This is a genomic window from Bacillus cereus group sp. BfR-BA-01524 (genome assembly GCF_022662595.1).
GTDB classification, from domain to species: domain Bacteria; phylum Bacillota; class Bacilli; order Bacillales; family Bacillaceae_G; genus Bacillus_A; species Bacillus_A thuringiensis_S.
The window spans coordinates 17,359-29,719 of the sequence record NZ_JAKUDW010000066.1; the positions used below are offsets into that span (position 1 = coordinate 17,359).

Genomic DNA, 12,361 nt, shown 5'->3' on the forward strand with positions numbered 1-12,361 from the left:
ATTATGTAATTTGGTCGTTTTGTTTTTTACAGTTTGTAGTCTTTCTTTAACTGTTCTAATGTTTCTAGACTACGCTCTGCAAAAGGTGAATCATCTTCAGAAAATGAATTCATTTGGGTTTCTAATGCTAATTTTAGTGACTCGGTATAATCCGGAATTTCTCCTTCATATTTCTTTACCATTTGCTCTGGAATGTTCGTTTGCTCATGAAAAGCTAAAGCACGTCTTTCATGGAAAAATGGTACGTCAGCTTGTTTTACGTTATGTAAGTCACCTTGCACCGGATGTTTTAAAACAGCTAATACTTTTACGACATAACTGCCAGGGCGGCTATTTGTAATTTCGCCGATGTATTTTCCTGTTTTATAAATACCAGTAACGATTTCACCAATTTCAAATGTTTCTCTCATATTTTTCACCTCAAGTTTATAGTAAGGAAAGTAGGAGAAGGAGTCAAAGAAATCATTCGCTTTCGGAACGCCCCCTTGAGAATATGGATAGGTTCCACTATAATTTAAAGTGATATAACAGAAAATTCTGATGTTTTATAAATCCTATAATAAGGAGTGTTCTATATGATGCCTTTATATTTTCCGGAAGATAAAACAGAATATATTATTCCAGGGATTGTTTGCGTGCTATTTATCATTGGTGCCGTTGCTACGTGGCGTATGTTCATTCGTGTATCAAAACGCGAAGCGGAGCGATTACAGAAAGTTGAAGAAAAACTTTTAGCGGAAAAGAAACAGTAACTCATTTTTGTATGTTTCCCTCTATGCTCGGACAATCTAAGGGCAGAATATATTTTGGAGGGAATGGAATGAAGAAACGGCTTTTTTTCAGTTGTTGTTTATTATTTCTGATGGCAGGTTGTGACCAAGGAAAGCCGAAAGAAATTGAAGTGAAATTACATAATGCTTCAGGAGATGAAGTAGGGACTGCGAAAGTAGTGCAGCAAACAAGTGGCGTGAAAATTACGATTAAAGGAGAAGGTTTCACGCCAGGACCACACGGACTACATGTACATGAAATCGGAGAGTGTAAGGCACCTCGTTTTGAATCATCCGGGAATCATTTTAATCCTGATGATAAAAAACATGGTCTTCTTAATCCGAAGGGTGCAGAAAACGGTGATTTACCGAACGTAGTTGCAGATGGTTCTGGAAAGATTAAAGCGGAAATCGATGCACCTCACATCACACTTGAAGAAGGAAAAACGACGATTCATAGAAAAGATGGAGCGTCTATTATTATTACAGAAAACCCTGATGATGGTATGACACAACCGACAGGTAAATCAGGCGATCGAATTGCTTGTGGCGTAATTGTAAAAAAAGCAGCGGATATGAAGAAAAAGTAAAAGCTACCGTGCTGGTAGCTTTTTTTGTGTAGTATAAGTGAAAATATATCAGCGATTATTGGAATATATCGAATGTAACTCAAATTATATCGGCGATTATTAGAATATATCGACCGTAACTTGAAATATATCAGCGATTATTGAAATATATCGACTTACCGACAAAATATGACAGACTCCTCTATTATTATGAAAACGTATGACGCAGTCTGTTCAAAATTTCTTCTAAAACAGATCGTGGACAGCCGATGTTAATTCGAATATGTTCTTCGCCACCTAACCCGTATTTCTCACCAGGTTCAACGATGATTTTTCCTTTTTCCTCAAGTAGTGCGGTACGCTCGTTTTGAGAAAGCTTTAGACGAGAACAATCAATCCATAATAAAAAGCTACCTTCTGGCTTCGTTACGGAAAGAGCAGGTATGTGAGTTTTAATATATTCACAAGCAAATTGAGCATTATCTTCTATATATAATCGAATTTCTTTTAGCCAACCATTACATTCTGTATAGGCACTTTGCATCGCTGTGTAGGCGAAGATATTTAACCCGTGGAAGCCTTGTCTATATTGGATAGCTGTAAAGGCGTGACGGAGTTTTTCGTTTGGAATGATAATAATCGACGCTTGTAATCCAGCGATATTAAATGTTTTACTTGGAGCCATACAAGTGATAGTGCGCTCTGCTAATTCTTCAGATAAGGAAGCGAACGGCGTATGTGTATGGTCTGCATAAATGATATCGGAATGAATTTCATCCGCGACAACGATAACGTCATATTTAGTACATAACGATCCGAGCTGCGCAAGTTCCTCTTTCGTCCAAACGCGTCCGATTGGATTATGAGGGCTACAAAGAAGCATGAGTTTGACGCCTTGCTGAAACTGCTTTTCTAAATGCTCGAAGTCTATCACATATGTATCATTTTGTTTCTGTAATGGACTCACGCATAACTGCCTGTTGTTTGTTGTGACCATTTCGAAAAATGGAGGATAAATAGGTGGTTGTACGAGAACGGATTCGTTTTCTTTTGTGAAAGCCTGTATGCTCGTACTAAGAGCTGGAACGATCCCCGCACTAAAAACGATCCATTCTTTTTGAATGTCCCAGTTATATTGTTTTTTTGTCCAGTTACAAATAATATCTCCAATATTTTCGGGAGAAAGTGTATAGCCGAAAATAGGATGCTCAATACGTTTCTTTAAAGCAGTTTGAATTTGTGTTGGTACTTCAAAATCCATATCAGCAATCCAAGCGTGGAGAAGTTCTTCGTTTTTATAAGTATCCCATTTTGTGCTATGTGTTCCACGCCGATTTACTGTTTTATGAAATAGTTGCATACGTTTGCCCCCTTATTCTGTAAAACCGTTAAGTTATGAAAGTTCTCTCTCTTCTTATAGAATAGCTGATGTGATAGGATAAAGAAAAGTATTAAAAGTGAAAAGGCGGGAAGCGAATGGGTACATATGAAAAGATGATAGAGGTTGTGAAGAATTGGGATCCGTTTCAAATGGGACCGGAGTTTTATGAAACAGAAGCGAGCGATGTTGTGAACGTCATAAGTGTGTTTGACGATTCAAAATACATCGCAAAGAAGATTCAACATATATACTTTATGTCTTTTGAGGAAGTACCTGCGCTTGAAAAATGTGAGAAATTAGCTGTGGAATTACTTGTAATAAAAGAAGGCGGAAGCTGTTCATTATAGGCTGTCGGAATTTCCGACAGCCTTTTTTATATTATCCCGCTATTTGCTGGGCAGTAAGACCCCCCACCTCAAAATTCAGCGGAATCAAAGAAGTTAGGTGGGGGCTGATTAAAGTTTCACTTTATTGCGCGGAAAAAGCGATAATTTCTTCATAAACATGTTCAGGCTTTTCTTCAGGTAGTAAATGTCCTGTATTTTCGTAAGAAATAAATTTTGAATTCGGTAAATCTTTGTGTAGACGATGACCTACATGTACAGGGACGACGCGGTCTTTTTCACCCCAAATGAGTAGTGTAGGTGTTTCAATTTTTTGTAATTCAGTTGAAGATAAGTCACCTTCACGGTCTCGTATCATGCGAGTTAAAGCGGGAAATATACGGTCGTCATAAAAAGGAGCGGAGTAACCTTTTTTCATTTCATCGTCAATTAATGAGTGATCATGAACGACATTCATTAAGTTATGAACAATGCCGCGTCTAATAATCCAGTTCTTTACGTATAAATGAAAGAACGGTAAATAAGAAGAGTATAGTAAAGGTAAGGTTGCGCGTGCTAAATAGCTAGAGCTGCATAGTAAAATCGTTTTTGAAATGAGTTCAGGACGTATACGGTTTACATAGAGGGAAATTTGCCCACCCATAGAGTGCCCAACTAATACAATGTTTGAGAGAGATAAATGTTCAATTAAATCAATAATAATCGTTGCTAAATTGTGATAAGAATACTTAAAGAGATGAGACTTATCACTTTTTCCGAACGGTGGTAAATCAAGAGCAATCACTGTTCCTGCTTTCGATAGTAAGGGAATGAGACGACGGTAACTGAATGAGGAAGATAAAAAGCCGTGAACGAGTACGAAAGTAGGACGTTCTGTTTTGTTATCGTGTTCATACAATTCGTAATGAATAGTAGTGCCGCGAGTGGAAAAAGTGAAATAAGGACAAGTATATTCGTGATTCATTTTTTGTCACTCCATTGATTTTTGTTCATATCATCTCCAAGGAAGAAGAAAATATGTTAACAAAAAAAAGGCAAGATGACGATGTCATCTTGCCTTTCGTTTATTCAGTATTACCTGCGAACAATATTAGGCGGTGTTTTCCCTTGTAATCCTGCAACTAAATTTTCAGCGGCGGTCATAGCCATTTGCTGCCTAGTTTTTAATGTTGCAGATCCGATGTGTGGTAAAGTCACAACATTTTGTAATGATAAGAGTGGATTATCTTTTTGAATTGGCTCTTGTGTAAATGTATCGATACCTGCTGCAAAGATTTTCTTTTCTGTTAAAGCATGGATTAACGCTTCTTCATCTACTGTTTTGCCGCGAGAAGCATTAATGAAGATTGCTGTTTCTTTCATTAATGAAAATTCCTTTTCTCCGATAAGGTGATATGTTTCATCTGTTAATGGAGTAAGAAGAACAATAAAGTCAGACTGCTTCAGTAGCGTCTGTAAATCACAATATGTAGCATCGAATTTTTGTTCAGCTTCTTCTTTACGACGGCGGTTATAGTAAAGAACATTCATATCAAATCCGAATTTTGCTCGTTTTGCAACGGCTTCTCCAATTCGGCCCATACCGATAATACCAATTGTGCTATGGTGTACATCTAGTCCGAAGTGTTCTTTTCCGATTTCAGCGTTCCATTCACCATTTTTCACGTAAGAATCAAGTTCGCAAACGCGGCGCCCAGCTGATAACATAAGGGCGAAAACGAGATCAGCTACTGTATCATCTAATACATATGGTGTATTCGTTCCGATAACATTTCGGTTTTTCATCGCTTGTAAATCAAAATTATCGTAACCGACAGAAATGTTGCTCACTACTTTTAAGTTAGGAGCCACTGTCAGTAATTCTTCATTAATAGCAGATCCGAAATTTAATAACCCATCTTTATCTTGTATTTTCTCTAATAGAACATCACGAGGTACTTTCTCATTTTGATCCCATTTTTCATAATCACAGTGTTCTGATAAATAGTTTTCTACAAATGTTGGAACTGGTTCAGCAATATAAACTTTTGGTTTCACGGTTCCATCCCCTTTCGCTTTATCACGCATTTTTCCGCTGATTAAAGTTTCACTTTACCCCGCATTAACGGACAGTAAGTCTCCCACCTCAAAAAGCAGCTCAAGCAAAGAGGTTAGGTGGGAGAGCAACTGTCCGTAAAAGCCCGATTGGTTCAACTAATAATCAGCGGGGTGAAGCATTTCGCTGATTAAAGTTTCACTTTATTTTGACATAATTCAATAGAAAAATCTTCTTTTCAAACTGGAAAGGGTATTTGTATAATTTAGACACAAACGAAAAGGAAGGATGATTTATATGGTGACAGAAAAAGAATTAGAATTATTAGCTTGTCTTGAAAAGAGTAGTCGATTATCTGTAGATACATTAGCGAAGCTGTTAAATATAGAGGTAGAAGAAGTAAAGAAGATGGTTGCGAGGTTAGAAAATGAAAAGATTATTGTGGATTATGTAACACATATTGATTGGACGAAGGTGAAAGAACATACAGGTTTAACGGCGATGATCGATGTGAAAGTTACACCAAAGCACGGCGTTGGGTTTGATGCGGTTGCTGAACAAATTTATCGTTATTCAGAAGTGAAATCCGTTTATTTAATGTCAGGGACATATGATCTTTCTATTACATTAGAAGGGAAAACGATGGGGGAAGTAGCGATGTTTGTTTCTGAGAAATTAGCAACAATTGAATCTGTCGTTTCTACAACTACTCATTTCATTTTGAAGAAGTATAAACATGAGGGCGTTATTTATGAAAAAGACGATGATGATAAGCGAATTGTGGTGACACCATGAAGCAATTTGAACTATCTAGATCAGCAGAATCTTTAAAACCATCTGGTATTCGAAAATTTTTCGATTTAGCAGCAAATATGAAAGGTGTTATCTCCCTCGGGGTAGGAGAGCCAGATTTTGTTACACCTTGGAATGTAAGGCAAGCATGTATTCGTTCTTTGGAACAAGGGTATACGTCATATACAGCAAATGCAGGATTATTGGAGCTCCGTCAAGAAATAGCAAAGTATCTAAAAAAACAATTTGCAGTATCTTATGATCCAAGTGATGAAATCATTGTTACAGTTGGAGCGAGCCAGGCGTTAGATGTAGCGATGCGCGCCATTATAAATCCTGATGATGAAGTGCTCATTATTGAACCGAGCTTCGTTTCTTATGCACCACTTGTGACATTAGCTGGAGGAGTTCCGGTTCCTGTGGCGACTACGTTAGAAAACGAGTTTAAAGTACAACCAGAACAAATTGAAGCAGCTATTACAGCGAAAACAAAGGCAATTTTGCTTTGTTCACCAAATAACCCGACAGGTGCAATGCTAAATAAATCCGAGCTTGAAGAAATAGCAGTGATTGTTGAGAAGTACAATTTAATCGTATTATCTGATGAAATTTATGCAGAACTTGTATACGACGAAGTATATACAAGTTTTGCGAGTATTAAAAATATGCGTGAGCATACGATTTTAATTTCAGGATTTTCAAAGGGATTTGCGATGACAGGATGGCGCCTCGGTATGATTGCAGCTCCTGTTCAATTTTCAGAATTAATGCTCAAAATCCATCAGTATTCAATGATGTGTGCACCGACGATGTCTCAGTTTGCAGCACTTGAGGCGTTACGCGCAGGGAACGATGAAGTAATTCGAATGAGAGATAGCTATAAGAAGCGTCGTAACTTCATAACGACATCTTTCAATGAAATGGGCTTAACGTGTCATGTGCCGGGCGGAGCATTTTATGTGTTTCCTTCTATATCCTCAACCGGATTATCTTCAGCGGAATTTGCAGAACAGTTATTGCTGGAAGAAAAAGTGGCCGTTGTTCCTGGTAGCGTATTTGGCGAAAGTGGTGAAGGATTTATTCGTTGTTCATATGCGACGTCGCTTGAACAACTTATGGAAGCAATGAAGAGAATGGAACGGTTTGTAGAAAATAAAAAAAGGACAAAACGTAATACGTTTTGTCCATAAAAGGGGGGGAATACTAGAAAGCCATGTGTTAGTAGTCTATCCCAATATTGGAGAATTATACTTCTTTAAGGGAAATTTTTCATGAATTTTGAATGAGTTCTGTCATAGTGGTATAATTTACTAATATAAGGTATACGCATTCTAGATATCATTATCTAGAATGCGTACTAACCAATCGGATATTTAAAATAAATATATCTGCTTTGCTCTCTATAATTGTAGAGAGAATGGTAAACGTATGGGAGTGTTTCATATGTCAGAACAATATACAACAGGAGTGGTTGTAACAGGGAAAGTGACTGGAATTCAAGATTACGGTGCATTTGTAGCGTTAGATGCAGAAACACAAGGACTTGTGCATATATCTGAAATTACAAATGGATATGTAAAGGATATTCATGACTTTTTAAAAGTCGGCGATACAGTAGAAGTAAAGGTACTTTCAATTGATGAAGAGCACAGAAAAATGAGTTTATCGTTAAAAGCGGCGAAAAGAAAACAAGGAAGGATTCTTATACCGAACCCATCTGAAAACGGATTTAATACGCTGCGAGAAAAGTTGGCAGAATGGATTGAAGAGTCCGAGTTAACAAAGTAAAAGAGGAACGCATATGAGCGTTCCTCTTTTACTTTATCTTATGATATATATTTGCAAATATGATTGCATGCAATCATATTCGTATGTCGGAGGTGAAAGGACATACTGATTATCGAATTTCGTTTGTTTCTGGGTGCGTACCAAGATTTTCAGATGGTTTAAACAGTAAACCAAGGTTGATAAGCCCAGATATACCAACGATGCCGTAAATAATACGTGCAAGAGCTGAATTTTGTCCGCCGAAAATGGCTGCTACTAAGTCAAACTGGAAAAATCCGATTAGTCCCCAGTTCACAGCGCCAATTACAGTAAAGACTAATGCGATACGTTGCAGAGTACTCATGAAAAAGCCCCCCTTAATTGTGAAGCATGAGCAAGCGATGAGTTAATTAACTCTTTTATAGAATGGGGTAGTTATGTTGTTTTTATACATAAAAAATGTTCGAAAAAGGATGTATATACATCTATACCGAAAAATGCGAATTTTTATGCAAAAAATGAACTTTTTCTAAAAATTATATATTGGTTACGTTTACAATGTTTGAATCGCTTGATTTACAACTTCAGTTTCGCTAAAGTGAATACAGAAATACATATCCATAATTGGAGGGAAAAAGATGAGTACACATGTAACGTTCGACTATTCTAAAGCGTTATCCTTCATCGGTGAACATGAAATCACTTATTTACGTGATGCAGTGAAAGTAACACATCACGCAATCCACGAAAAAACTGGAGCTGGGAACGATTTCCTTGGGTGGGTAGACCTTCCGCTTCAATATGACAAAGAAGAATTCGCTCGCATTCAAAAATGCGCAGAAAAAATTAAAAATGACTCTGACATTTTACTTGTTGTAGGTATTGGTGGTTCTTACCTAGGAGCACGCGCAGCAATCGAAATGTTAAGCCATTCTTTCTACAACACGCTATCTAAAGAACAACGTAAAACTCCACAAGTGCTATTTGTTGGACAAAACATTAGCTCCACTTACATGAAAGATTTAATGGACGTATTAGAAGGTAAAGACTTCTCTATTAACGTTATTTCCAAATCAGGTACAACAACAGAGCCAGCACTAGCATTCCGTATTTTCCGTAAGTTATTAGAAGAGAAGTATGGAAAAGAAGAAGCTCGCAAACGTATTTATGCAACTACAGATAAAGCGCGTGGTGCATTAAAAACATTAGCTGATAACGAAGGTTACGAAACATTCGTTATTCCAGATGATGTTGGAGGACGTTTCTCTGTATTAACGCCAGTTGGTTTATTACCAATCGCAGTAAGTGGCTTGAATATTGAAGAGATGATGAAAGGTGCAGCTGCTGGTCATGATGACTTCGGAACATCAGAACTAGAAGAAAACCCAGCTTACCAATACGCAGTAGTTCGTAACGCTTTATACAATAAAGGAAAAACAATTGAAATGCTTGTTAACTATGAGCCAGCACTTCAATACTTCGCTGAGTGGTGGAAACAGTTATTTGGTGAAAGTGAAGGAAAAGATCAAAAAGGTATTTTCCCATCTTCAGCAAACTTCTCAACTGATTTACACTCATTAGGTCAATACGTTCAAGAAGGTCGTCGTGACTTATTTGAAACAGTTCTTAAAGTAGGTAAATCTACACATGAACTAACAATCGAATTAGAAGACAACGATTTAGACGGATTAAACTACCTTGCTGGTGAAACTGTAGACTTCGTAAACACAAAAGCATACGAAGGTACATTACTTGCACATAGCGATGGCGGAGTACCAAACTTAATCGTAAATATTCCTGAATTAAATGAGTATACATTCGGTTACCTTGTATACTTCTTCGAAAAAGCATGTGCGATGAGCGGCTACTTATTAGGCGTAAATCCATTTGATCAACCTGGCGTAGAAGCATACAAGAAAAACATGTTTGCTTTACTTGGTAAACCAGGATTTGAAGAATTAAAAGCAGAATTAGAAGAGCGTTTAAAATAATAAAAAGCGACCGGAATCCGGTCGCTTTTTATTATTTTATCGAAAAGTCTATCAGTATATTCAAACTAGAGTGGGTATGCTAAAGGAAAAGTCTTGGAGGGATGGGCTTGATTCCGATTCAATCAAATTTAGAAGGACGTACATATGCGTTATATAAATTAGAAGAGGTTATGAAACCACTTGGATATAGTATTGGTGGTAATTGGGATTATGATAAAGGATGCTTCGATTACAAAATCGATGAAGAAGATGGGTATCAATTTTTACGAGTGCCGTTTACAGCAGTAGATGGTGAACTAGATGTTCCTGGTGTAGTAGTCCGTCTTGAAACGCCGTATATTCTTTCGCACGTATATCAAGACGAACTAGATGATAATGTGAATACTTTAACTGCGGGAACGAGTGGGATGGATCAATTTGCTGAACCGAAAGATCCAGATGCAGATGTGAAAAGAAAATATATCAATATTGGAAAAGTGCTCATGCGGGAACTAGAAAAACATTTTCTTAATGGTGAATAACAATTAGTATGTCGCTTTCGATAAGAATGAAGGTATGGACTGGGTTAATCATATATTGATCGTCACGCTTTATACCTAGTAAGAGAATGTTTTGTTTTAAAAGGGTATAGCTACAATTTGCAAAGGTTTGTCCGGTGCAGGATGGAGAAAGCTCCATCAGTTGTAATTTATTATCAGAGATTTCATCGTAAAGTGAGAATAGTACACCTGAAATAGAAGGGAATAAAAGAGAAGCGGTAAATACATAACTCGTTAATTTATTTCCTTCTATAATTTCTGACGCGCCAGCTCTCGTTGCATTTTGAATTTGTTCAGTAGTAAGTAGTTCGGCGATGCAGTGAATGCTTGGATTGAGTCCTTTTGCAGTTAAAATATTTAAAATGGACTGTGTATCTGCTAAGCTTTCGTTCTTTTCTTTATCCGCTGTTATTAATATGGTGTGTGCCGTTTTAATATTTGCTTTTAATAAAGTTTGATCGTGGTGCGGACAACCTTTTATAAATTCTAAATGATGAAATGGTTTTGGGAGTAAAGAAAGTGTTTCATCAATTAAAACGATATCAAGGTTTGGTTGTAATACATGCATTTGCTTTACAACATGTTTTGCACGCTCATTCCAGCCAACGATAATCATATGACCGTTAGAGGTAGCGGCTTCTTCACCTTTAATTTTCATATATTGTTTACTGATCATCTCAGTAGCGAATAGAACCATATAATAAGAACAAAAGCCAGTTCCTAATAAAATAATACTTATACCTATTAGTTTTCCTATCGTTGTATGGGGAGCAAAGTCGCCATATCCAACTGTAAAAATGGTAACGATTGACCACCAAATTCCGTCAAACCATGTAGTGAAATGAGAGGGTTCTAATCTATGTATAAGAAAACCAGAAAAAGCAGTGAATACAATAATAAAACAAATTAAACGAAAAATAATGGAATCACGAAATGTATCTACTAAATTCGGACGGGATTTCAATAGTAAATTCCTCCTTGTTTTGCAGGACTACATTCATTGTTACCATTATAGAAAAAAGAAAAACTCTCTAATTAAAGAGAGTTTGTTTTATGCTACATACTTTCCACTTCAGTTTGTTGGACACTTTCAAGATGTTGAAGAGCATAGTAAACATCAGCAGTAGGTCTTTTTTGATCAATGGACAGTTTAAGATGTAAATAGTGAGAACCGTTTTCTAATGTTTTAAGCTTCATATTCTTAACTTTTATATCCATTTCCTTTATTTCTTCAATTACGATTGGGATATTGTCCATATTTCGTACAACAAGTTTCACAGCGATATCACGTTGACGAAATGACCTAGGGCCTACATATTTCATCGCGAGTGGTATAAGTTCGACACTAATCATAAGGAAACACATTCCGAAAATCGCCTCGATATAGAAACCAGCTCCAACGGCAATACCAATACCAGAAGCACCCCAGATCATAGCGGCAGTTGTGAGCCCTGCAATGCTATCGTTGCCTCTTCTTAAAATTACACCAGCACCTAAAAAACCAATTCCTGATACAATTTGAGCGGCAAGTCGAAGTGGATCCATATTCATATGATCGGTATGTGGTAAGTTATAAGCTGCTTTAATAGAAACAATCGTTAGGAGGCAACTAATAATAGAAATAACTAAACACGTTTTTAAACCAAGTGGTTTCCGTTTTAATTCGCGTTCTAAACCAATGGCAAATCCTAAAATAGCCGAGAGACCTAGTTTGATTAATAAATCGGTATAGTCCATATGTATTCCTCCTTGTATGATATGGTATATGAATAAAACGTTTATTATAGAAAGAAACGATTTTTGATAGAGTAACTTTATATAAAATATATGTAGGAATTACTCATACATGAAAGAGATATTTCGTTTAAGTATATGATATTAAAAAAGAAATGTGGGCAGTTTTAAAAAAAGTTTATAAAAGGTGTTGCATTTCATTTTTCACCATGATATATTAATAACCGTCGCTGATGCGGAAACGCAGAAAACGACAAAAAAGAAATTGAAAAACTTAGTTGACATCGAAAAACGAAGATGTTAACATAAGGAAGTCGCAAATAAGCGGCCAAGTAGTTCTTTGAAAACTGAACGAAACAAACAACGTGAAACGTCAATTTTTATTTTTAGATGCTAGACAAACTAACTTTATTGGAGAGTTTGATCCTGGCTCAGGATG

15 protein-coding genes are annotated in these 12,361 nt (G+C 36.7%); 8 read left to right on the forward strand and 7 right to left on the reverse strand.

Annotated features, from left to right (window positions below; all coding sequences use genetic code 11):
- Positions 1-26: 26 nt before the first annotated feature.
- Positions 27-410: a kinase-associated lipoprotein KapB gene (gene kapB / locus MR170_RS21185; protein WP_242309150.1), complete on the reverse strand. Its 384-nt coding sequence runs from the start codon at positions 408-410 to the stop codon at positions 27-29.
- A gap of 165 nt (positions 411-575) precedes the next feature.
- On the opposite strand from kapB, the gene MR170_RS21190 reads away from it, so the two are divergent.
- On the forward strand, positions 576-752 hold the full coding sequence (locus MR170_RS21190) for a hypothetical protein (protein WP_000982763.1): 177 nt from the start codon (positions 576-578) through the stop codon (positions 750-752).
- A 68-nt stretch (positions 753-820) separates the two neighbouring features.
- On the forward strand, positions 821-1,360 hold the full coding sequence (gene sodC / locus MR170_RS21195) for a superoxide dismutase [Cu-Zn] (protein WP_023523265.1): 540 nt from the start codon (positions 821-823) through the stop codon (positions 1,358-1,360).
- Between the two features lie 187 nt (positions 1,361-1,547).
- Here sodC and MR170_RS21200 read toward each other — a convergent pair whose 3' ends face one another.
- Entirely contained in the window at positions 1,548-2,699 is a 1,152-nt protein-coding gene (locus MR170_RS21200; protein WP_242309152.1) for a MalY/PatB family protein, read from the reverse strand.
- A gap of 116 nt (positions 2,700-2,815) precedes the next feature.
- Between MR170_RS21200 and MR170_RS21205 the strand changes: the two genes are divergently transcribed.
- Positions 2,816-3,067: a YugE family protein gene (locus MR170_RS21205; RefSeq protein ID WP_016079890.1), complete on the forward strand. Its 252-nt coding sequence runs from the start codon at positions 2,816-2,818 to the stop codon at positions 3,065-3,067.
- A 121-nt stretch (positions 3,068-3,188) separates the two neighbouring features.
- Here the strand turns inward: MR170_RS21205 and MR170_RS21210 are convergent, their stop codons facing one another.
- Together MR170_RS21210 and MR170_RS21215 are read right to left on the reverse strand one after the other, a co-directional pair.
- Positions 3,189-4,028: an alpha/beta fold hydrolase gene (locus MR170_RS21210; RefSeq protein WP_001015204.1), complete on the reverse strand. Its 840-nt coding sequence runs from the start codon at positions 4,026-4,028 to the stop codon at positions 3,189-3,191.
- Between the two features lie 110 nt (positions 4,029-4,138).
- Positions 4,139-5,131 (reverse strand): 2-hydroxyacid dehydrogenase, encoded by a 993-nt coding sequence (locus MR170_RS21215; RefSeq protein ID WP_016079891.1) that lies wholly within the window; start codon positions 5,129-5,131, stop codon positions 4,139-4,141.
- Positions 5,132-5,396: 265 nt separating this feature from the next.
- On the opposite strand from MR170_RS21215, the gene MR170_RS21220 reads away from it, so the two are divergent.
- The 3 genes from MR170_RS21220 (at position 5,397) to yugI (ending at position 7,679) form a co-directional block, all read left to right on the forward strand.
- Positions 5,397-5,894: an Lrp/AsnC family transcriptional regulator gene (locus MR170_RS21220; RefSeq protein WP_000255696.1), complete on the forward strand. Its 498-nt coding sequence runs from the start codon at positions 5,397-5,399 to the stop codon at positions 5,892-5,894.
- Entirely contained in the window at positions 5,891-7,081 is a 1,191-nt protein-coding gene (locus MR170_RS21225; protein ID WP_050844638.1) for an aminotransferase, read from the forward strand. The genes MR170_RS21220 and MR170_RS21225 overlap by 4 nt, the downstream gene beginning before the upstream one ends.
- Before the next feature lie 253 nt (positions 7,082-7,334).
- A complete protein-coding gene (yugI, locus tag MR170_RS21230) occupies positions 7,335-7,679 on the forward strand; it encodes a S1 domain-containing post-transcriptional regulator GSP13 (RefSeq protein ID WP_000003764.1) in 345 nt (114 codons plus the stop codon).
- Between the two features lie 109 nt (positions 7,680-7,788).
- Here yugI and MR170_RS21235 read toward each other — a convergent pair whose 3' ends face one another.
- A complete protein-coding gene (locus MR170_RS21235; RefSeq protein WP_000105788.1) occupies positions 7,789-8,022 on the reverse strand; it encodes a DUF378 domain-containing protein in 234 nt (77 codons plus the stop codon).
- Between the two features lie 274 nt (positions 8,023-8,296).
- Here MR170_RS21235 and MR170_RS21240 point away from each other — a divergent pair, with 274 nt between their 5' ends.
- Positions 8,297-9,649: a glucose-6-phosphate isomerase gene (locus tag MR170_RS21240; RefSeq protein WP_000103664.1), complete on the forward strand. Its 1,353-nt coding sequence runs from the start codon at positions 8,297-8,299 to the stop codon at positions 9,647-9,649.
- Between the two features lie 107 nt (positions 9,650-9,756).
- Positions 9,757-10,170 (forward strand): YugN-like family protein, encoded by a 414-nt coding sequence (locus tag MR170_RS21245; protein ID WP_016079894.1) that lies wholly within the window; start codon positions 9,757-9,759, stop codon positions 10,168-10,170.
- Here MR170_RS21245 and MR170_RS21250 read toward each other — a convergent pair.
- Both MR170_RS21250 and MR170_RS21255 read right to left on the reverse strand, forming a co-directional pair.
- Positions 10,157-11,152 carry a potassium channel family protein gene (locus tag MR170_RS21250; RefSeq protein ID WP_242309154.1) on the reverse strand — a complete coding sequence of 332 codons (996 nt, stop codon included), beginning with the start codon at positions 11,150-11,152 and terminating at the stop codon, positions 10,157-10,159. The genes MR170_RS21245 and MR170_RS21250 overlap by 14 nt on opposite strands.
- A 92-nt stretch (positions 11,153-11,244) precedes the next feature.
- Entirely contained in the window at positions 11,245-11,925 is a 681-nt protein-coding gene (locus MR170_RS21255) for an MgtC/SapB family protein (protein ID WP_000386677.1), read from the reverse strand.
- Between the last annotated feature and the right edge of the window lie 436 nt (positions 11,926-12,361).